This is a genomic window from Nocardia coffeae (genome assembly GCF_019890715.1).
GTDB classification, from domain to species: Bacteria; Actinomycetota; Actinomycetes; order Mycobacteriales; family Mycobacteriaceae; genus Nocardia; species Nocardia jiangxiensis.
On record NZ_JAINZY010000015.1, the window covers coordinates 41,427 to 61,287 of the forward strand.

The 19,861-nt window shown below is 65.5% G+C and carries 20 protein-coding genes and 2 pseudogenes; 12 read left to right on the plus strand and 10 right to left on the minus strand.

Features of this window, described 5'->3' with window-relative positions:
* Positions 1-313 precede the first annotated feature (313 nt).
* Positions 314-640 carry a cupin domain-containing protein gene (locus K7711_RS37715; RefSeq protein ID WP_222976025.1) on the minus strand — a complete coding sequence of 109 codons (327 nt, stop codon included), beginning with the start codon at positions 638-640 and terminating at the stop codon, positions 314-316.
* A 165-nt stretch (positions 641-805) separates the two neighbouring features.
* On the minus strand, positions 806-1,051 hold the full coding sequence (locus tag K7711_RS37720; protein ID WP_222976027.1) for a hypothetical protein: 246 nt from the start codon (positions 1,049-1,051) through the stop codon (positions 806-808).
* A gap of 29 nt (positions 1,052-1,080) precedes the next feature.
* Between K7711_RS37720 and K7711_RS37725 the strand changes: the two are divergent.
* A pseudogene (locus K7711_RS37725) lies at positions 1,081-1,470 on the plus strand (COG4705 family protein); the annotation flags it as partial.
* Between the two features lie 351 nt (positions 1,471-1,821).
* Here the strand turns inward: K7711_RS37725 and K7711_RS37730 are convergent.
* The gene (locus tag K7711_RS37730; protein ID WP_222976029.1) at positions 1,822-2,055 is read right to left on the minus strand and encodes a hypothetical protein; all 234 of its coding nucleotides are present in this window, start codon (positions 2,053-2,055) and stop codon (positions 1,822-1,824) included.
* A 107-nt stretch (positions 2,056-2,162) separates the two neighbouring features.
* Entirely contained in the window at positions 2,163-2,474 is a 312-nt protein-coding gene (locus K7711_RS49415) for an SbtR family transcriptional regulator (protein WP_372460229.1), read from the minus strand.
* Between K7711_RS49415 and K7711_RS37735 the strand changes: the two genes are divergently transcribed.
* The 3 genes and pseudogenes from K7711_RS37735 (at position 2,368) to K7711_RS37745 (ending at position 7,898) form a co-directional block, all read left to right on the plus strand.
* On the plus strand, positions 2,368-2,667 hold the full coding sequence (locus tag K7711_RS37735; protein WP_222976031.1) for a hypothetical protein: 300 nt from the start codon (positions 2,368-2,370) through the stop codon (positions 2,665-2,667). The genes K7711_RS49415 and K7711_RS37735 overlap by 107 nt on opposite strands.
* A gap of 5 nt (positions 2,668-2,672) precedes the next feature.
* Positions 2,673-7,421, plus strand: a pseudogene (locus K7711_RS37740) (cation-translocating P-type ATPase); the annotation flags it as partial.
* A gap of 120 nt (positions 7,422-7,541) precedes the next feature.
* Complete coding sequence (locus K7711_RS37745; protein WP_222976035.1) at positions 7,542-7,898, plus strand: hypothetical protein; 357 nt, start codon at positions 7,542-7,544, stop codon at positions 7,896-7,898.
* Between the two features lie 476 nt (positions 7,899-8,374).
* Here K7711_RS37745 and K7711_RS37750 read toward each other — a convergent pair whose 3' ends face one another.
* Positions 8,375-8,650, minus strand: coding sequence for a hypothetical protein (locus tag K7711_RS37750; protein ID WP_222976037.1), 276 nt, complete (start codon positions 8,648-8,650; stop codon positions 8,375-8,377).
* 55 nt (positions 8,651-8,705) lie between these two features.
* Positions 8,706-9,248 (minus strand): flavin reductase family protein, encoded by a 543-nt coding sequence (locus tag K7711_RS37755; protein WP_222976364.1) that lies wholly within the window; start codon positions 9,246-9,248, stop codon positions 8,706-8,708.
* 177 nt (positions 9,249-9,425) lie between these two features.
* Between K7711_RS37755 and K7711_RS37760 the strand changes: the two genes are divergently transcribed.
* The 3 genes from K7711_RS37760 to K7711_RS37770 all read left to right on the plus strand — a co-directional run bounded on the left by K7711_RS37760 (position 9,426) and on the right by K7711_RS37770 (position 12,171).
* Positions 9,426-9,899 (plus strand): nuclear transport factor 2 family protein, encoded by a 474-nt coding sequence (locus K7711_RS37760; RefSeq protein WP_222976039.1) that lies wholly within the window; start codon positions 9,426-9,428, stop codon positions 9,897-9,899.
* A gap of 104 nt (positions 9,900-10,003) precedes the next feature.
* Positions 10,004-11,134 carry an LLM class flavin-dependent oxidoreductase gene (locus tag K7711_RS37765; RefSeq protein WP_235748428.1) on the plus strand — a complete coding sequence of 377 codons (1,131 nt, stop codon included), beginning with the start codon at positions 10,004-10,006 and terminating at the stop codon, positions 11,132-11,134.
* Positions 11,135-11,205: 71 nt separating this feature from the next.
* Positions 11,206-12,171 carry a 3,4-dihydroxy-2-butanone-4-phosphate synthase gene (locus tag K7711_RS37770; RefSeq protein WP_222976041.1) on the plus strand — a complete coding sequence of 322 codons (966 nt, stop codon included), beginning with the start codon at positions 11,206-11,208 and terminating at the stop codon, positions 12,169-12,171.
* A gap of 537 nt (positions 12,172-12,708) precedes the next feature.
* Here K7711_RS37770 and K7711_RS37775 read toward each other — a convergent pair.
* Positions 12,709-13,194, minus strand: a complete 486-nt coding sequence (locus K7711_RS37775) for an SRPBCC family protein (RefSeq protein ID WP_222976043.1) — start codon at positions 13,192-13,194, stop codon at positions 12,709-12,711.
* Between the two features lie 156 nt (positions 13,195-13,350).
* On the opposite strand from K7711_RS37775, the gene K7711_RS37780 reads away from it, so the two are divergent.
* The gene (locus K7711_RS37780; protein WP_268929666.1) at positions 13,351-13,959 is read left to right on the plus strand and encodes a TetR family transcriptional regulator; all 609 of its coding nucleotides are present in this window, start codon (positions 13,351-13,353) and stop codon (positions 13,957-13,959) included.
* 171 nt (positions 13,960-14,130) lie between these two features.
* Here the strand turns inward: K7711_RS37780 and K7711_RS37785 are convergent, their stop codons facing one another.
* The gene (locus K7711_RS37785) at positions 14,131-14,517 is read right to left on the minus strand and encodes an integrase core domain-containing protein (protein WP_222976047.1); all 387 of its coding nucleotides are present in this window, start codon (positions 14,515-14,517) and stop codon (positions 14,131-14,133) included.
* 592 nt (positions 14,518-15,109) lie between these two features.
* On the opposite strand from K7711_RS37785, the gene K7711_RS37790 reads away from it, so the two are divergent.
* The gene (locus K7711_RS37790; RefSeq protein WP_222976049.1) at positions 15,110-15,568 is read left to right on the plus strand and encodes a GNAT family N-acetyltransferase; all 459 of its coding nucleotides are present in this window, start codon (positions 15,110-15,112) and stop codon (positions 15,566-15,568) included.
* 121 nt (positions 15,569-15,689) lie between these two features.
* On the opposite strand, the gene K7711_RS37795 is transcribed toward K7711_RS37790, so the two are convergent.
* Together K7711_RS37795 and K7711_RS37800 are read right to left on the minus strand one after the other, a co-directional pair.
* Entirely contained in the window at positions 15,690-16,277 is a 588-nt protein-coding gene (locus tag K7711_RS37795) for a TetR/AcrR family transcriptional regulator (protein ID WP_222976051.1), read from the minus strand.
* Position 16,278: 1 nt separating this feature from the next.
* The gene (locus K7711_RS37800) at positions 16,279-17,691 is read right to left on the minus strand and encodes an MFS transporter (RefSeq protein WP_308015138.1); all 1,413 of its coding nucleotides are present in this window, start codon (positions 17,689-17,691) and stop codon (positions 16,279-16,281) included.
* A gap of 522 nt (positions 17,692-18,213) precedes the next feature.
* Here K7711_RS37800 and K7711_RS37805 point away from each other — a divergent pair.
* The 3 genes from K7711_RS37805 to K7711_RS37815 are packed head-to-tail and all read left to right on the plus strand — an operon-like array spanning position 18,214 to position 19,826.
* Entirely contained in the window at positions 18,214-18,519 is a 306-nt protein-coding gene (locus tag K7711_RS37805) for a transposase (protein WP_222976056.1), read from the plus strand.
* Between the two features lie 11 nt (positions 18,520-18,530).
* Positions 18,531-19,409 carry an IS3 family transposase gene (locus K7711_RS37810; RefSeq protein WP_222976058.1) on the plus strand — a complete coding sequence of 293 codons (879 nt, stop codon included), beginning with the start codon at positions 18,531-18,533 and terminating at the stop codon, positions 19,407-19,409.
* Positions 19,410-19,439: 30 nt separating this feature from the next.
* Positions 19,440-19,826 carry a hypothetical protein gene (locus K7711_RS37815; protein WP_222976060.1) on the plus strand — a complete coding sequence of 129 codons (387 nt, stop codon included), beginning with the start codon at positions 19,440-19,442 and terminating at the stop codon, positions 19,824-19,826.
* Positions 19,827-19,861: the final 35 nt, after the last annotated feature.

Here is a 19,861-nt window from a genome sequence, read left to right on the forward strand (position 1 = left end):
CCAGCGTCGCCACGATCTCGACGCCACCATCGTCACCTTGGCGCCCGGCACGAGCACCACGCCTCGTCCGGGCCCGGAGGTGGACACCCTCGTGCACGTTCTGGCCGGGACGGGCACGGTGACCACGGAGCTGGGTGACCTCGACCTGGATCCCGCCGCCCTAGTCTGGTTGCCGCGCAGCGCGCCGCGCGCATACAGCGCAGGCTCGGACGGGCTGCGGTATCTGCGGGTACGAGTACGACCGCACCAGCAGTCGCCGGTGCCGACCCGGACGGGCCGTAGTGACCGGCAGCGCCCCGGCCCGGTTGGGCGGCTACTTCGCGACTGTCAGCAGCACCGCGCTGTCTTCGACAGCTTCCAGGCTGTGCCGGGCCTGCGGCACGACGATCAGATCACCGCTGCGGCCCTCCCACACGGCCTGCGGACCGTGCAACCGCACGCGGCCACGCAACACGAATACCGTTGCCTCGCCCGGGCTTTCGTGCTCGGCCATCGACGTTCCCGCCGCCAGCGCGACCACGGTCTGGCGCAGCCGATGCTCGTGCCCGCCGTACACCGTGGTGGCACTGCGCCGCGCCGACAACGACCTGGCACGCGCCAACTGCTCGCGAGCCAGCGCATCCAACGAAAACTTCTCCACCGACCAGTCCTTCCGTCGCCTTCGCCGACCTACACCGCGGTCACGGCGTCGACCTGCGCCTGCACCCCACCAGGCCACTTAAATTCTCAACACCTGGGACGCCACCGACCCCATCGGGCCCCTCATCCCCGACCACACGTAGTCAAGCCGACCCGACCGTGCCACTCACCAACATTGCAGCAGCCGAGATGGAGTGACCCGATACCCCAACAGATCCGCGTCGAACACGTCATCGATCACGAATACCAGGTACGCATCGACGCCGCCGACGGTGAGACCGTAGTGTCCGCGTTCGTCGTCGACCCACAAGTCCTGACCGAACTCGGATTCGCACCCGGCGACGAACACCGCGTCGTCGAACACACCGCAGCATTCCCGACAGAACACCAACCAGTCATCGACTTCCCCCAACTGGTCTACCTCGACGAGGTCGCCGCCGCCTGGGCACCTCGACCGGCGACTTCCTGTCCGACAGCTCCGGTCCGGGCTACTGGGGCAGCGCCGTACTCATCGCCGCGGTCATGGCCGCGATCCTGGCCGCGCACTACTTCACGAAAATCCCCGGGGTTCTGTTGTTCTGGATCGCGTTCGTGCTCACTCGTCCGCTCGGAGCCACCGGCGGCGACCTGCTGTCCAAACCGCACGCGTCCGGAGGTCTGGCACTGGGCACCTACGGGACCTCAGCCGCGCTGCTGCCCGTCCTCATCGCCGGGATCGCGTACAGCCACCACCAGCACCGCCGCGAGCGCAGCTCCGCCGAGGTCGAACCCGTACTGAACGAGGAGCCCAAAGTCGCCGCCGACAGCGCCGAGCCCCGGACAAACCCCTGACCGGTCCACCGACTTCTCTACATCACCCACATCTCCCGGAGCCACTTCAGGCGATGACACGACCGAACGTGCCCCGGGCCCACCAGCCTCAGCATGAGGTATCAGCCGCGCCCCATGCGTGGGTGAGGTCGGCCGGTATGCGGCTGCGCGGGAGTAGCAGGTGTTTCGCCTCCCAGAAAAGCCCCGGGTGCGCAGTAATGTGACCGATGCCACCAGGAGCGATGCAGGGAGTCTCTGCCCGGCTGGCTCACCGGTGGGACAGCGAGGAACTCCGCGCGGGCCCCGACACGCCCTCCCTGCGGGCTTGCGATTCCAATCTGCGCGGAGTTCCTCGCGCCCGAGCCGCGGGTTTCAGGCGTACTCGATCACCGTGCGACCGGCCGACGCGCAGAAAAGGGGCTCCAGCACATGCAGACACTGGCAACCGACGGCAGTGACGGGGCCGTCCTGCGGTTGCTGGAGCAGATCCAGGTCTGTTACGGGTCGCTGGGGACCTTGCGTGCCCGGCTGCGCTGCGACCTCGAGGACCCCACGATCGAACGACCACCCACCCTTGAGGTCAACCGCACTCTCGACGCCGAGCATGACCGGCCTCATCGATCCGGATCTCCCGTTCCGCTGCGGTGCCATGGGTGCTGTCGCAACGGTGCTGGTGACACTGTCCAGGGTTCATCCATGCCACGAACACGCTCCTACGTCCAGTCAGTTGGTACGCGTAACCCGTTGAGTGCCAAGGTGATCAAGCGATCCGCCTGGCCGGGACCAACATGTTCACGTGCCCAGGCCGCGGCATTGATGAGTGTGAACAGATCGGCAGCGGTGGCATCGGGCCCGAGCGCTGCTGCATGGCCGGCACGGTCGAGGAGTTCCTCGCCGATATCGTTCCAGGCAGGATGCGTGCAGCTCGCTGCCGTCGTCGTCCAGGCTGTGCACCAGCACCTCGGCCGGGCCCCGGTACGTGGCAGCGTGCCGGACCACCGCGCGCACCCACTCGGCCACAGCATCGGCCGTGACCAGTCCGCCGCGCAATCGGTCACCGCGCTCGAACAGGTCCTCGTTGCGCTAGGCCAACAACGCGGCAACCAGCGCGCGGCGTGGTCGTTGCACGGCGCGCGCAATGGTGCGCGGCTGAGCAAAGTTCTTTTCCACGTGCCTAGACTGAGGCGAATACATCGACTGATCACCCGGGAAGCCTGAGAGGCATGCGGAGCATTGGGTTCGGTGAGTTTACGAGCAACGCTGCATCGGTAGCGTCGTGGGCTGCTCGCGTGGGAGCCGGGACGATAGTTGCTGCGCAGGTGCTGGTGGGTCCGGTGGTCGGCCCGGTTCGTACATCGGCGCGCGTCGTGTTCGGCGGTTCGCCGGGAAACGGACAGGATGATGCGGGTTCGCTGGTGGCGTGGCTGGCGGGGCCAAGGCTGCATGTCGATCTCGACCCGGTGTTGCCTTTTCCGGCGTGGGTGCAGTGGTCCGCAGCGTTGGAGCAGGCGGTGCAGGCTGTTCCGGGGGTGGTGTCGGCCCATGTCGAGGGGGTTCTGGGGCGGTTGGTGATCGAGCGGGAGGAGACCGCCGATCTCGAGGAGATTCACCGGGCGATCCGCGGTGTGGCCGAGGGCGTTGCGGGCGCGGGCCGTCAGCCGATGAGGGCGGTGGTACCGGCGGCTGATCCGGGGGATCCGCTGGCGTTGGTCGTTCCGGTGGTGGCTGCGGCGATGGACGTGTTGGCGGTGTCGGGGGCGGTTACCGGATGGCTGGGCAGGGTTCCTCGTGCGCCTCGCGCCGCGCGGGCCGCTGCGGCGGTGATCAAGCATCAGCCCAGGGTGGTTGCGGTGCTGGAGGCTCGGCTCGGGCGGGTGGGTACCGATCTGCTGCTGAACGCGATCTCCGCGACAACTCATGGGCTCGCACAGGCACCGGGCAGCCCACTGCTGGATCTGATGCAGCGCACAGCGCAGATTTCCGAGGCGCTGGCACATCGGCAGACCTGGCGAACGCGTGAGCCGGGCCTTGCCGATGCCGAGCGGCCGCAGGGCCCGGCAATGGCGGTGATCTCGGCGGCGCAAGACTCCGACGGCCCGCGGCACAGCTGGGCGGTCGCCGCGGCCGGAGAGGCATCGCATGTGGTCGTCGACTCGACCGTCGACGTGTCGGTCGATGCCGCCGCCTCCGCAGTGGTCGGCGCAGTCGAGGACTACGCCGACCAGTCCGCCAACGGTTCACTCGTGGCGGCCGCGGGGGCTCTGCTGGCGGGCGGCACGGTCGACGATGTCGCCGATGCGGTGCTGGCCGGGGTTCCCAAGGCGGCGTACATGGGGCGGGAAGCGTTCGCGGCGGTGCTGGGCCGGGGGTTGGCCAAGGCGGGGCTGCTGGTCCTGGACCCGGGCGCGTTACGGCGTCTGGACCGGGTTCGGGTAGTCGTCATCGATGGCGCCGCGTTGCGTGGCGACACCCGCACGGTGCTCGATGTCCAGGCGCACGTGCCGGGGTGGGACGACGAGCGGGTGTACGAGGTCGCCGATGCGCTGCTGCACGGTGAGAAGGCTCCACCGCCGGACCCTGACGAGTTACCCGCCGAGGGCGCCGGTTTGAACTGGCATCAGCGGCCGGACATCACGACACCGGCGCTGGGAGTCGAGTATGCCGACCTGCTGGTCGACGGGCGGGTGGTGGCCACCCTCGCGGTCGGCTGGGAACCGGACCCCTATTCGATTCCGTTGGTGGAGACGGCTCGTCGCAGCGGCGCGCGAGTGGTGTTGCGGCATGTGGGCGGCACCGAAGAATTGGCCCCGTCGGTAGCGGCCGCATACGAGCCGGGCACTCCTCTGCTGGACATAGTGCGGGATTTGCGAGAGGACCGCGGCCCGGTCATGTTGATCTCTGCGCTGCACCCGGACTTCCTATCTATCGACACGTTGGCCGCGCTCGCTGTCGCCGATATCGGGCTGGCGTTGGACGATCCCGCGGCGGCGACGCCCTGGACCGCCGACCTCATTGCCGGCACCGATCTGGTCGCGGCGGTGCGGGTACTCACGGCTCTGTCGGCTGCGCACCGAGCCACCGAGTCCGCGGTGCGGTTGGCCAAGGCGGGTAGCACCCTGGCGGGGTTGCTGCTGGTCACGGGAGAAACCGGTCGACGTGGCCGGCTCGGTCTGGGGCAATGGCTCAGCCCGGTCAACGCTGCGGGCGCGAGCGCCTGGATTTCCGGCGCGTGGGCTGCTCACCGGGTCATGCGGCTGCCGGACCCGCCGCCTCAGCCGCTGACCGCGTGGCATGCCCTCGATCCCGAGATCGTGTATTCGCGAGTGTCCGGCGCCATGCCCGCATCGCTGCCGTCGGTGAGCTCGCAGTGGTACCGGGTGCTGTCCGAACTGTCGAAAACCGGTGCCGGAGAGTCCCTTCGACGTCCGGCCGCACTGCTGGTCAGGCTGGCCGATGCCACCCGTCGTGAATTGAGCGATCCGCTGACTCCGATCCTGGCTGTCGGTGCGGCGGCGGCCGCGATCTTGGGCAGCAATGTCGATGCGGTGCTGGTTGCCGGGGTGATGAGCGTGAACGCGATGGTGGGTGGGCTCCAGCGTCTGCGCGCGGAGAAGGCCACCGAGGCGCTGTTCGCCGAACAAGAACAGGCTGTGCGGCGGGTGGTGGTCCCCACGGTGGCGACCACAGCGCGTCGGCTGCACGCAGCGCGTAATTCGGGGCGTGTCGTGGTTGTCCCGGCTACCCGATTGCACCCCGGCGACGTCCTGGATCTGCGTGCACCGGAGGTGATCCCGGCCGATGCCCGGTTACTGGTCGCCGACGATCTGGAGGTCGACGAGTCGTCGCTGACCGGCGAGTCGGTTCCGGTGATCAAACAGGTCGAGGCGGTGGCCAACGACGCCCCCGACCGAGCCAGCATGCTGTTCGAGGGCAGCACGATCATTGCCGGGCACGCCCGCGCCATCGTCGTGGCCACCGGGCCGGCCACCGCCGCGCACCGCGCTATCTCCTCGGTCTCCGATGCGGCTGTGGCTGTGGGGGTGCAGAACCGGCTGCGCGAGCTCACCGCCAAGGTCCTGCCGCTGACTTTGGCGGGGGGTGCCGCGGTGAGTGGTTTGTCGCTCGCGCGTCGGGGAACGCTGCGTCAGGCAGTGGCCGACGGGGTAGCGATCGCGGTAGCGGCGGTCCCGGAGGGGCTGCCGCTGGTGGCCACCCTCGCCCAGCTGGCCGCCGCCCGTCGCCTGTCCCGCCTCGGCGTGCTCGTCCGCACCCCACGCACACTCGAGGCCCTCGGACGAGTCGACACGGTCTGCTTCGACAAGACCGGAACATTGACACTGAATCGGCTCGCGGTCGTGACCGCGGTCCCACCCGGCTTCACCGCTGATCGCCCCTACCTGGAGATCACTGACCCGCGAGCCGCCGCGGTGGTGCGCTGCGCGGCACGGGCGTGTCCACGTCCGGAGAACGGTGAGGGGCACGCCCATGCCACTGACGAGGCGATCCTGACCGCCGCCGCACGCGTCGGCGAAGAGGATCCCGAACCGGCCACCGTCGCGGAGGTTCCCTTCGAATCCAGCCGCGGTTACTCCGCCTCGATCATCGCTTTCGTCGGCACCGAGTCGGCTTCGCATGCGCAGCTGGTCCTCAAAGGCGCGCCGGAGGTGGTGCTGCCGCGTTGCCGGTTCGACGTCGGCGGCCCCGGCCGTGCCTCAGCCGAGGACCTTGTGCACCACTTGGCCGATCAGGGCCTGCGAGTGCTCGCTGTCGCACAGCGCACGACCGATGCCGTTCACGAGGAGGAGGTGAACGATCCGGACCTGATCGATGCACTCGCGACCGACCTGACCCTCGTCGGCTATATCGGACTTGCCGACACCATCCGCGACTCGGCGCGCCCGCTCCTCGAACAGCTGGTGGCCGCGCGCCGCACCACCGCGCTGATCACCGGTGACCATCCGGTCACTGCTCGGGCGATCGCTCGCCAGCTCGGCTTTCCCGCCGACGCGCGCGTGGTCACCGGCGCCGAACTCGCGGACGCCGACGAGGATGCCCGCTCGACGCTCGCCGGCTCGGCCCAGGTGTTCGCTCGGGTCAGCCCCGAACAGAAGGTGCAGGTGGTCTCGGCGCTGCAACGGTCCGGCCGCGTCGTGGCCATGGTCGGCGACGGAGCCAACGATGCCGCGGCGATCCGCATGGCCGATGTCGGGGTCGGCGTGACCGGGCGCGGGTCCTCGCCCGCACGCGAAGCCGCCGATCTCGTGGTGACCGGCGAGAACCTCACTGTCCTGCTGGATGCCCTCGTCGAAGGCCGGAACATGTGGGCCAGCGTCCGCGATGCCCTCACACTGCTGCTCGGCGGGAATGCCGGCGAGGTCGCGTTCACCATCCTCGGCACCGCACTCGGCCGCGGTGGTGCTCCGGTCAGCACACGCCAACTCCTGCTGGTCAACCTACTCACCGACATGTTCCCCGCGCTCGCCATCGCGGTCTCGCCACCGGGGCGCGCCGACGACGCGGACCCGGCCGAGGCCACGTGCGCCGCTGCGGTGTCGGTGCTGTCGGCCCCGGCTCCCTCGCTCGAACGACCACTGATCCAGGCCATCGCGCGTCGAGGAGCCGCCACCGCGGCTGCGGCCACCGCCTCCTGGGCGATCGGGCAGTGGACACCGGGTACCCGGCGGCGTTCTGCCACAATGGGATTGACCGCCCTGGTCGGCGCCCAACTTGCCCAGACCCTGGTCCTGCGCCAGGAAAGCCCGCTCGTGATGGCCACCGCCGTCGGCAGCGCCGCGGTGCTCGTGGCGATCGTCGAGACTCCTGGCGTCAGCCATTTCTTCGGGTGCACCCCGCTGGGACCGTTGGCCTGGGGCGGAGTGCTCACCGCCGTCACCGCCACCACCGCTGTAGTGGTGTTCGCACCGGCCTGGTTCACCCGACGAACCGACGCACTGATCGAACGAGCCGAACGCTTGCCGACCATCCCACCCACGCGCGACCATGAACAAACCACTCGCTTCGCACCACCGGATCCGGTTCATACCGGTGGTGACACAAACCGGTAGTTCTCGCACACGGACAGGACAACCACCATGCCTTCCCGCAGTAGAACCACCAGCAACGACCGCCCCGCCTCGGCGCCTCGAGCCGAATCCCACCCCGCGCCGGCCGCGCCCGCCGCGACGCTCAACCTGCCGTACCTCAGCGCCGAGGTAGCGATTCCCGGCCCGGGCATCAAGATCACGGCAGGACCGGTCAATCTCGCCATCCCCACCCGCTACCTCTACTACGGAGGATTGGGCGCACTCACCATCGCCGGTACCGTCGAGTGGCCCATCACCGGCGCACTCGCCGCGACAGGCCTCATCATCAACCGCATCCGCAAACCCGCCCCCGAACAACCCGACACCGCCCAAGCCGGAGCGCAGAAGAAGCCATTCCACCAATAGACCAACAGCTGTATCCGCAGCGCCGCACCGGTAGAGCGGCACGTCCACCGGTTGGGCTCGTGCCCGACCGGGATCGAGTCCGAGTATCCCAGGGCTGCTTTCTCGTCGGCTGCACCAGCAGTCTTGGTGTGGCCCTCCTGGGGCCTCGCGTCCCGCACGGTGCCTGCCGGGAAAGCTCAACAACAGCAGCCCAGCTCGAAGTAGCGTGCCTTCCCAACCGACACGTTCGTCGACGGGGATACGCCGGTGCCGGTCATCATCGCAATGGGCCACACAAATGCTCGGAGGGCTGTCGGCTCGGACGTTGCGTGCTAGGTGGAGGCATCCACGCGGCCGCTGTGCTGCATGCTCGCCCAGGTCCAGAAGGTCGAACGTCACCGACGGTATGGTCTCAAGCCCACTGCGGAGCGAGTCTAATGCCGGTGACGAGGTCGGGTTCTATCGCGATCAGCTCATCTGGCCGACCAGGTCGCCCGTCAGTCGGCTGTGGTCGTCGGCCGAGATCCGTGGTCGCGGATGTGTCCTTGGACGTACTGTCCGTCGTACCAGCCTTTGCCAGCCGCATACGCGAGCATCGCGTCGAAGTCCCGGCGCCAATTCTCGTCGTTCGGTCGCCCCTGCCGAACAAGCCAGTCGACAGCGGCGAACGCAGAATCAGCCGCAAGGTATCCAAGGTTTTCGCTCCTGAGGACGGCGTCGGCTGTGTCCCGATCGACGGTCAACAAGAAGTCGAACTCATCCAAAGTGGACATATCGTGTGCGGTTACGGATTGGCTCGAGACGCTCACATACATTCTGGAATGCCCTTCAGTTCGTTGCCCATGCATCGGGTGCGGCCACTCGGTGAAAGTTGCTGTCGTGGAAAACCAGGGGCGACACCGCAGTGTCTGCTCGGACGCCGTTGACCTCGAGAACTACGATATCGTGATCGCCAACCCGAACTTGTTCGTAAATTGCGCAGTTGAGCCACAACGCGGACCCATTGATGAACACGGCATCCGACTCGTCCCGGACCCATTGTACGGCTGCGAATTTATCGGTCCCGCGAGATGCGAGAGCCTTCGCAACCGGCGCATGCGCGTCAGCCAGGACGCTGACGCCTAACGTGCCGGCACGTTTCAGCGTCGGCCATGTCGTCGAGGTGAGTGCCACACATACCGACACCAGTGCTGGGTTCAATGAAACGGATACAAAAGAGCTGGCGGAGATTCCTGTCGGCTTTCCATCGACGACAGCGCATACGGCGGCAACGCCGGACGGGAAGCGACCGTAGGCGGATCTGAGGACCTCGGGAGTGAGATCGTTACCTGATGTGAATCCTGGGTCGGCGGGCCTCGAATCGGTCGGCATCTGCACGCCCTTCCATGCAAAACTGAATCAAGTTCAGTTAGGTTAGCACATACCATCCGCATGTCAGACCACCTTCGAGCTGCCAACTCGACCATCCGCGAGACCCTTGACGAGACCTGGATCACAGGTATAACGTCAGCCTCCTGAAATGAGTTCAGTTAGGTTCAGGAGCGCAGGGTGCCGACAGACGACGAACTGAGAGCAGCGAACATCGACATCGCCCGTCGATACCTCGACGCGATCAACGCCTGGGACTTCGAGGAAAAGCGGCGGCTACTCGCCGACGACGTCGTCTTCGAAATGCGTTACGCGCCACCGGGCTTCGACAAGCGAATTACAGGCAAGGAAGATGTTCTGGCGTTCGTTCAGAAAATGCCGGTCTTCATCGTCACCGAAGGCTTGTACGATATCTCCCTCGAGACGTATCACTCGGATCCGGGCGAGGTGATCGCCGAATACAAGAGTGATATGACCTTGGTGGTTCCGGTCGAGATGAAGAACGAGTACGTAACTCGCTTCACGATCAGAGACGGCAAAATAACTCACTTCCGTGAATATTTCGACCCCATCGTTCTCATAGAGGCATTGGGAGGGCGGATCGAACCGGGGAGCATCGAGGCGACACTCGCCAAGTACGCAGCACCGAACTGAACGAGCCCGACCTATTTCGAACAACCCGCACGATTCTTCCGATACGACGAACACCGAGGTGCCGCATGTCCGAGTCCTACTACCCAACGTCCTTCGGTGTCTTCATGGCGCCTTTCCACAAAATCGGCGTCAGTCCTTCGGTGCTATTCGAGCGTGACCTCCAGGTAATCGAGCTCGCCGATCGGCTCGGATTCCAGGAGGCGTGGCTCGGTGAGCACCACTCGGGTGGCCACGAGCCGATAGGCTCGCCGGAGATGATGCTCGCGGCAGCCTCGCAGCGCACCAACACCATTCGGCTCGGTACCGCCGTCAACTCGCTGCCCTATCACAATCCGTTCCTGCTGGCTGAGCGACTGGTGATGCTCGACCACCTCTCCCACGGTCGCGCCATGATGGGATTCGGGCCCGGCCAGCTGCTTTCGGACGCGCACATGCTGGGCATCGACCCCAGCAGGCAACGGGACATGATGTTGGAGGGTGCTGAGGTCATCGTCCGTTTGCTGCGAGGCGAGACAGTCACCGCGAAGTCGGACTGGTTCGAACTGCACGATGCCAAACTGCAGGTCTTGCCGTACTCCGTCCCCGAACTGGATGTGGTGGTCGCCGCCGTCACATCACCCTCCGGCCCGGTGACCTCCGGCCGTCTCGGCGTCGGCATGATCAACCTCTCGTCCACGAACCCGGCGGCGTTCGATGCGCTGAGGTCACATTGGAATATCGCGGAGACCGAAGCGGCCAAGGCCGGCCGAACCATCTCCCGGAAGAACTGGCGACTGTCGGCCATCTCGCATATCGCGGAAACAGAGGACCAGGCGCGTGAAGACTGTAAGCACGGGTTCGAAGAGATCTGGAACTACCTGGCACATATCTCACCACTCCCGGCATCCGACAAGCCGAACGTCGAGGACATGATCGACGAGGCCATCGCGGGGGGATCGGTACTGATCGGAACACCCGATACCGCAATCGAAACGATCCGCCGGCTCGCTGATCAGACCGGCGGATTCGGCAGCTTCATCATGACTCTGACCGACTTCACCACATACGAGCGCCAACTCAATGCAGTACAGCTGTGGGCCGAGCATGTGATCCCCGAGTTCCGTGGACAACTGAAGCCGATCCGCGAACACAACAAGTGGGTACTCGACGGCGAATGGAAGGCCGAGACCATGGCCGCCATCAATGCCGCGACCGCCAAGTACGAAGCCCAGCAACAGACCGGCGCCAGTAACTGATCCACGGGCACGATCCGCAGGAGAGGCGCCCTGAAGTGAACCGCGGCGAAATTCGATCACCCCCTCGGCGAGTGGAACTCGTCGAATCGACACCCCACAACGACGAGCAGGACAGCACCGGAGTGGGCACCGCCGCCCGCAGCTCGGCCTGCGGCAGGGCCGTCATCATCGTCGATGATCCACAGTGGCCCCAGTGGAGTGAAATCGTTTTCCCCGCAGACCGGTTCAGCACCTCGGACGCAGTATTCGCGATCCGCCACACTTCGGGATTACTCCAAGTCGCGCTACCAGCGCGTTCCTGCGACAAGCTGAACCTCCCACCGCAACAAGGCACCGTGAGGGGCAGTGCCCAATGTGTCACCGTCGATGCCGCCACCGAGATCAGCACCGGAATATCCGCCGCCGACCGCGCCCGAACAATTCGGCTCCTCGGCTCCGACCATTCCGCTCCGGACGCGTTCACTCGGCCAGGCCACGTTATTCCTCTCCGGACCGCCCCCGACCGCGATCCTGGAACCTTCCGCGTACCCGAGGCCGCCCTCGAGCTGATGCGGCTCGCCCGCCGCCCACCAGCGGCGGCCATAGCCACCCTCGTCAGCGACGAGCACCCCGCTCACATCGCCACCGGAGCCGAAATCGTCGTGTTCGCCCAGCTCCACGAACTCCCCATCGTCACGCTGAGCGATCTGGCCAAGTCCGCATTCGCGACACGTCAGCGTGACACTTCCCAAAACAGCAGCCAGCTTCGCAGTAGCGCAACAACTCTCGACGCAGTCGACCTCGACGGCACAACCCTCCCGTGCCTCATCGTCGGAAGCGTCGCGGACGGTCGCGACATTCCGCTCGTACTCATACCACCGCACCGAATACTCGACGAAGCGCTGGCACCCCGAATCCAGCAACCATGCATCCTGCTCGGCGTACCCGAAGCCCAATCCGATACCACCCTCACCAAAATATTCACGCAACTGGAAGCACGCCAAGGCGACATCTACTCATTACTGCGCAGAAAAAATTGCCTTTCGGTTGTCCACTGATCCGGCCCTGCGGCCGTGGTAATGCGACACATTGTCGTCGTTGCAACGGTCGTCGGCGGCGCGGAGGCTCGATCGTGAACATTTTCCCCGAGACCGTTCGGCACCCCAGAGAAGAGACACCTCGTATGACAGATCTCTCGAACAAAGTCGCGCTAGTCACCGGCGGAGCCCGCGGACAAGGGGGACTGTCTGAGATTCCGACACTCCCGATCCCGGCAGGATCTCGCTGGTCATGAGGTTTACGCCAGCGATGGTGCGACCGCGCTGAACGCGCGGTAATGCCGATGGGCGGACGGTTCGGTGGGTCTGGATTGGCTCGGCCGCGGATGGGCGGTTACAGCACTTCCGAAGCGGCAATCGGGGGCCTGACATGGGCTTTGGTGGAGGCGGTGGTGCGGTTCACATCATCTGGACCGAAATCACGGGGGCGGGTCGAGGGGGCTGGGGGTGTACTGAGTCATCAGCGATCCGAAACCGTTGGCACTACCGCCATCTCGAACAGCTCCGTACCAGGGTGCGGGTCGATTGGGATCCGGGTCAGGACAGCGCTTTCGGCCGCAGTGTGCTGTCGGGTTTCAGGTGTCCGTCCGGGTCGAGGTCGGCGAGCACGGCGGGCAGGCCGCTGGAGAGCATCGTGCGGCGGACCTTACCCAGCAGTGTGGATAGCAGCAAGCCGCTGACACCGGTGTATCCGGTGTGCTCGTAGGTGAAGCGGGTGCCGTCGGCGTGGGGTTGCAGGCGGTATGTGACCGTGGTGAGCTGACCGTTCTCGCCGCTGGTCCAGGTGTAGCGGAACAAGCGCGGTCGGTCGATGTCGAGAACCTCGCAATCTACGACGCCGTTCCAGCCTGGCGTCGGCTTACCGATGAACTGGAACCGGGTGCCCGGTTCGGGCCGGAAGCCGACGGGACGACCGCCCCGGCCCGTCGCAGTCCACAGCGGGACCAAGTCCGGGTCGGTAACCGCGTGCCAGACCTGAATCGGCGAGTAGGGGTAGTCGCGAACGATGTGGATGTCGCTCATCGGGTGCTCCTGAACAGCGGGAATGATCAAAAGTTTCTGTGACTGTAAAATAGTAGCAGAAACTTTCAGTGACTGAACTAATATGGGCTCATGGCTGGGCGGAATGCTACTGAGGCGGTCCCGATGGAGGGTGTGCGGCAGCGCAAGAAACGGTTGATGCGCGAGCGACTGTCGGACACCGCTACCCGGATGTTCCTGGCGCGGGGATTCGACGCCGTCACAGTGTCCGAGGTGGCCGCCGCGTGCGGGGTGTCAGAGAAGACGGTGTTCAACTACTTCCCGAGCAAGGAAGCGCTGATCCTGGACCGGCTCGAGTCCTCGGTCGATTCGATCCGCGACGGACTGGCCAACTCCGCAAACCCCCCGGTCGCAACACTTGTGCGGATCCTCGAGCAGCAAACACGCGCCATCACGGCCACTCTGGTGTCCGGTCGGTCCGAAGATGCCGTTCGGATCCGACGCTTCGGCGACCTGTTACACAGCACTCCTGCGCTGCGCGCGTACCAGAGCGACATGACGGGCCGCTTCGCAGAGGCGGCTGCGGCCACACTCGCTGCTCGGGCCGGCTTATCCCCCGGCGATCCAGAACCGCAGATCGCCGCGCATGCGCTACTGGGTCTGTGGCGTGTGCAAGCCGACAGCCTGCACCGACACCTCGCTCAGGACCACTCGCCCGAACTCGTCTGCGAGGCGGTCATCGCAGATCTTCACCGCGCCGCCCGACTGCTGGAAAACGGTGTCGGCGCATGGGATCGGTCGCATTGACGAGCAATCCACGCACCGCAGCCGGAAACCGCACAGAGCCCACCTTCGCCACTTCGGCAGGCACAAGGCCCGTTCGATGCGAGCGTTGGACGCCGCGCCACCCCTCCGACCGCCAGCCTCGGTTGTGTACCACATTTCGTACCATTCGATAACAGCCGCTTATCGAGCGTTTTACCGCTGGTCATCGCTGGTGTAGGCCGATTCAGGTGTTCGGTCGCCGAGCGCCTGGTGCGGCCTGATCGTGTTGTAGATAACCCGGAATCGGTGAACCTCCATGTCCAGCGCATCGCCGTCGGCGATCACGCCACGGAACAAATGCTCGTATTTCACGGTGCCGAACCACCTTTCGATCACACCGTTCATCTGAGGTGACCGCACCCGCGTGCGAACGTGGCGCAGCAGCGGGTCAGCTCCGGCGAACGCGGTCTTGAACACCTCCCCACGAAAGCACGGACCGTCGTCCGACACCACCGCGATCGGCGCGGGCACCATACCGACCACCTGTCCGGCTGGCCCGATAACCTCGGCCAGCCCGCGATCGGCACGCAGGTCGCCCACGTCGAGGATCCGCTCGACCTCGGTGACCGCGAGCCGCAGACACGCCAGCGCGTCGGCACCGCGGGCCGTCGAAGTCACGGTAACGGCCAGGCAGTACTTCGTCGCGTAGTCGATCACCGCGCAGATCCGCCAGAACATCCGGCATGCAACCCCGCCCAGCTCCGTACGACACGTATTCCAGACATGCCGAAAGCACTGGTGTGCCCGGGATTCTGTCGCGCTCACCGAGGTGTCCGAGAGCCGATCGTGCAACGCGAGGGTATGCACGTTTGAGACCGTATGGGTGACGCGTGAGAGCGGTTCGAGGTTTGGCAGTGGGGTGCGGGGCATACCGGGCTATTGCTGCGCAGCTGGGGCGGGGCCGGCGGCGAGAACGAAACCTACGCCTCCGGCAGGGCAATGAGCAGAGCCGGGACGACATCCGGCTGCAGGTCCTGTGGGTAGACGTAGACGGCGTGCTCGAGCCGACGATGCGCGGTATTGCCGATTTGCGTATGCCGAACCGCGGACCGCAGCACATGGCGTATCGGCGACCTCGCATACTGCGAGAAGGGCTGTGCACGACTGTGGTCAGCTCGGGTGTACTGACAGTATGACGATCGCACCGGTAGATCTGAATACTGCTGGTCCTGCCGATCTGGCCGCAGTGTTACCGCTGGCCATGGCGTTCTACGCGGAGGACGGCCTCAGTACCGACGAGCGTGCGCTGCGCCGCAACCTCTCGGTGTTGCTGGCATCGCCCATGGCGCGGGTCGCCGTGGTGCAGCTGGAGGACCAACTACTCGGTTTTGCTGTCACCACAACCAGTTTCGGTCTGGAGGATGGGCTGATCGCCGAACTGGAGGATCTTTTCGTAGTGCCGATGGCACGAGGACAAGGGCTGGGCGGCCGGCTGATCGCCGACAGCGTCGTCTGGGCGCGCGAGCAAGGTTGCCGGTCCTTGGAGTTGGTCGTGGCGCCGAGCAGCCGAGACGTCGGCCGTCTGCTCGACTACTACCGCGCACACGGTTTCCTGGACGAGGGCCGCCGCCTGATCAGCCGCCCGCTCTGAATCGACGAGCCTGCGCTCCGGCCCAAGACATCTCCGAAATCGGCTATCCGCAGGCCCGCTGAGTTGAGAGCGTGTCCGGAAACTCTGGACGGGCATCCGTCCGAGTTCTTGGACCCACTTCTTAAAGCGTGGTCAGCCAGTGGGTTAGGCGGCGGGCCGCGGTTGTGAGGATGGTGGGGTCGCGGAGAGTATTGGACAGCAGAGCGCTGCCTTCGTAGGCGGCCATGAGCTGCAGGGCTAGGTCGTGGGCGTCGGCACGGCCGAGGACGCGGAACTGGGTTTCGGCCCAGGCGATGGGGAGGTGCAACAGGTCGGCGACAGGGAACGCCTCGTGCGCGGGGCGTTTGTCGAGTTCCGAGCAGAGAGTGCCGATGGGGCAACCGTATTGGGTGACGGTCTCACTGTCGGCGGTGAACAGATCCACGAGGGCTTTCAGGCGGCTTCTCGGCGAATCGAAGCGAGCGTCGATATCGGCGAGGGCTCCTCTGATCTGCTGGAGGTGAGCGTCGATGGCGGCGGTGACCACCTCGTCCTTGGTTTTGAAGTAGTAGTAGACGTTACCGGGCGGCACCTCGGCCGCCTGCGCGATGTCGGCGAGCGTGGTCCGCTGCACTCCCTGCTGGTGCAGGAGTTGAACGGCCGCGGCCACGAGCCGCTGCCGTTTGCCCGGCCGCGGTGCGACGGCCGCAGTCTGGGTTGAGTCAGCCATCTCACTTAACAGGATACGACGCTCCGGCGTCGACCATTACCAGCGGGGCCCGCATACGCGTATTGCCGGAGCGCAGGGCGATCAGGGCCGCGACCGCCATCAGGATAGCCCCGACGAACAGCGCCCGATGGTAGCCGGAATCGGCGGCCACGGCGGTGGACGCGCCCGCAGCGATCAGGTCGTTGGTGCGGGTGATGGCGACAGCGGACAGGACTGCGAGGCCGAACGCGCTGCCGACCTGCTGGGACGAGTTCAGCAATGCCGCCGCCAGCCCGGCCTTGTCCGGCGGCACGCCCGCGTTGGCCGCAGCGGTGACAGCGACGAACACCGGCCCCGCCCCCAATGACATCACGAGAAATCCCGGCAGCAGATCTCCGACATACGAACCGTGCATCGGCACCCTGGACACGTAGTAGATGCCTGCCCCGGCGAGCAGGCAGCCCACGATCATCACCCAGCGGGTGCCCACGCGCGTGATCAGTTGCGACGCAACGCCTCCGGCGACGGCGAACCCTGCGGTGATCGGAAGGTAGGCCGCTCCGGCCCGGATCGGCGAGTAGTGCAGGATCTCCTGCATGTAGAGGGTGGCGTAGAAAAGCAGCGAGAAGAACCCGGCGAACGCGATCAGCTGGGTCAGATCCGCCGCGAGCAGCCCTTTCACCCGGAGAACGGCCGCGGGCATCAGCGGATCGCGGGTGCGCACCTCGTTGAGCGCGAACGCGACAAGCACAGCGGCCGATCCGCCCAAGCACAGGACGGTGGAAAGCGAGCCCCAACCCACGACCGGCGCGCGCACCAGTCCGTACACCAACAGCAGCATGCCGCCGGTCACCAGCACCGCACCCTGCGAATCGAATGCCGCCCGCCCGGTCCGGCTGGGCCGGCCGTCTGCCAGAAGCATCACGCCACAAGCGATTACCGCGAGGCAGATGGGCGGGTTCACGAAGAACACCCACCGCCAGCCCGGCCCTTGGGAGATGACTCCCCCGAGGAACACACCCGCCGCCGCGGCCACGCCGCTGATGCCGCCCCACACCCCGAGCGCCGTGTCCCGATCCTTGCCCTCGCGGAAACGCGTCGTCAGTTCGGACAGCGCCGCGGGAGCCATGAACGCCGCCCCGATGCCCTGCACAAGCCGCGCCGCGATCAACAGCCCGGCACTGTCGGTCAGTCCGGCCGTCAATGAGGCTGAAGCGAATACCACTAGACCCGCGAACAGCACGCGGCGTCGGCCGAGCAGATCGCCCAGACGGCCACCGAGCAGCAGAAAGCCGCCATAAGTCAAGATGTAGCCACTGGCCACCCATTGCAGATTCTGCTGTGTGAAATGCAAACTGTGCTGGATGGACGGCAGCGCGACGTTCACGATCGCCGAGTCCACGATGTCCAGAAACTGGACAGTGCACAAGAGCACCAAGATAGCCACCCCCAGCCTGGACCGCAGCACCAACCGCCGCCCGGGCTCTTGTCCCAAAGCCGCACGCATACCAGCGTCCTCTCCTACTGAGTGAGTTTACTCACTCAGTCTTGTCAGCGCCTCTCGCCATGTCAAGTGAGTACACTCACTAACTAGGAAAGGCCTGTTGACCTGGCCTGTTTCTTTTCGAGATCGCCGCTCAGAGGGCATCCGAGCTAGCGTCCGGGAACTCGGTCATGCTCGGGTGAGGCTGCGTGACATGGTCATGATGGTGGCGATGTAGACCATGGCTTCGTGGCCAGCGTTCGTTCCACCACCCAGCGCCGCGGCAGGATCACGAAGCCGGGATCGATGCGTTGACGATCGTGACCGTCAGGTTCAGGGCGTGGTGCGACCAGCGCACCAGCCTGCCCGTGTAGCCAGCATCGGCCCAGGTCAGTGTGATGGTGGAGAACTGAGGTTCCCCCGCTTTCTCGGAGGGCTCTGACTGTGGTCCGATAGGACCGGAAGGAGTCATTCGTGGCAGCACCGAAGAAGTACCCCGACGCGTTGAAAGCGCGGGCGGTCCGCTTGTATCAGGAGTCCGATCCCAAGCCGACGATCCGCAAGCTGGCGCAGCAACTGGGGGTGCATCACGAGGCGTTGCGGAACTGGATCCGCCAGGCCGAGGCTGATGCCGGTGAACGTCATGACAGACCGACCACCGACATGCTCGCCGAGAACAAGCAACTACGTAAGCGGGTGGCCGAACTCGAGCGAGTCAACGCTGTATTGCGTGATGCGAGTGCGTATTTCGCCTCAGAGCTCGGCCAGACCCGGAGGTGATCGTGCGGTTCGTGAAAGATCACCCGCAGCACTCGGTCGAGCTCGTATTGCGGGTGCTGGACATCGCGTCATCGACATTTTACGGGTGGCTGCAGCAGGCGAAGGCGCCATCGCAGAGGCGGCTGGCCGACGAGGAGTTACTGGCTGAAATCGTCGATATCCACACCAGTTCCGGTGGTACCTACGGATCGCCGCGGGTGCACGCGATGCTGCGCCGCCGCGGCATCGGTGTGGGGCGCAAACGAGTCGAACGACTGATGCGGCGGGCGGGGTTGCAGGGCGCGTTCCTGCGCAAGAAATGGCGCATTCCCTCGACCCGGCAGGACAGGCGGGCCACGCCGGCACCGGATCTGGTCAACCGCGACTTCACTGCAGCCACTCCGGATCGGTTATGGGTGGCGGACGCGACCCGGATTTCGACCGGCGAGGGTGTGTTCTGGCTGGCAGCGGTCCGGGATGCGTTCTCCAACCGGATCGTGGGGTGGAAATGCTCGGATCGTTGCGACACAGAGTTGGTACTCGGGGCCCTCGAGTATGCGGTGTGGACGCGAGACGTGCGTGACGGGCAGCTGGTCCATCATTCCGACCGCGGCTCGACCTACACAGCGATCCGTTTCGCGAACAGGTTGGCCGACAACGGGATTGCCCAGTCGATGGGATCGGTCGGAGACAGCTACGACAACGCGCTCATGGAGAACTTCTTCTCCACACTGAAGACCGAGCTCGTCTACCGGAACTCCTGGCGCACAAGGGAAGACGCGGAGAACGCGTTGTTCTCCTACATCGACGGCTGGTACAACACCCAACGCATCCAGAAGAAGCTGGATTGGCGCTCACCCGACGAATACGAGGCCAGCTACCATCAACGGGTTCTGGCCGGAACCAGATAATCCGCTCTCCGGATTAGCGGGGGAACCTCAATGGATCCGATTTCGCTGGGTGTTGCTGCCGCAGCATTGGTAGCGACGAAGTTCGGTGAGCAGTTCGCCAAGGATGCTGGTGACACCGCGTGGCATGCGGTCGAGCGTCTTCGTAATCTGGTCACTGATCGGTTTCGGCGTGAGCCCGAAATTGGGTCCGCGATAACGGCTTTGACTGATGCTCCTACGCTTGAGGCACAGGCTGTGGTTGCCCAACGCATCGCCGACACCGCACGTGAGGACTCGGGCTTCGCGAGCGAAATCGATGGGCTTGTGACCGCCGCGCGGCAAAACCGGCCGGTCGAGATTGTCGTTGCGCAAGCGTTCGACGATGCGCGGCAGGTGAACGTCCACGGCGACAACACAGGCACCATCAATATAGGCTGAAGCATTGGCTGTGACACGGCATGACTGGTTCATGG

Coding starts and splice junctions, on each gene's coding strand:
- K7711_RS37730 (WP_222976029.1), bottom strand. CDS start 2,055: ATGCTCGGCGTCGAGAGTGCGGTTGACCTCAAGGGTGGGTGGTCGTTC.
- K7711_RS49415 (WP_372460229.1), bottom strand. CDS start 2,474: ATGCTGTGGCCGAGTGGGTGCGCGCGGTGGTCCGGCACGCTGCCACGT.
- K7711_RS37745 (WP_222976035.1), top strand. CDS start 7,542: ATGCCTTCCCGCAGTAGAACCACCAGCAACGACCGCCCCGCCTCGGCG.
- K7711_RS37750 (WP_222976037.1), bottom strand. CDS start 8,650: ATGTCCACTTTGGATGAGTTCGACTTCTTGTTGACCGTCGATCGGGAC.
- K7711_RS37755 (WP_222976364.1), bottom strand. CDS start 9,248: ATGCCGACCGATTCGAGGCCCGCCGACCCAGGATTCACATCAGGTAAC.
- K7711_RS37765 (WP_235748428.1), top strand. CDS start 10,004: ATGGCGCCTTTCCACAAAATCGGCGTCAGTCCTTCGGTGCTATTCGAG.
- K7711_RS37775 (WP_222976043.1), bottom strand. CDS start 13,194: ATGAGCGACATCCACATCGTTCGCGACTACCCCTACTCGCCGATTCAG.
- K7711_RS37780 (WP_268929666.1), top strand. CDS start 13,351: ATGCGCGAGCGACTGTCGGACACCGCTACCCGGATGTTCCTGGCGCGG.
- K7711_RS37790 (WP_222976049.1), top strand. CDS start 15,110: ATGACGATCGCACCGGTAGATCTGAATACTGCTGGTCCTGCCGATCTG.
- K7711_RS37795 (WP_222976051.1), bottom strand. CDS start 16,277: ATGGCTGACTCAACCCAGACTGCGGCCGTCGCACCGCGGCCGGGCAAA.
- K7711_RS37815 (WP_222976060.1), top strand. CDS start 19,440: ATGGATCCGATTTCGCTGGGTGTTGCTGCCGCAGCATTGGTAGCGACG.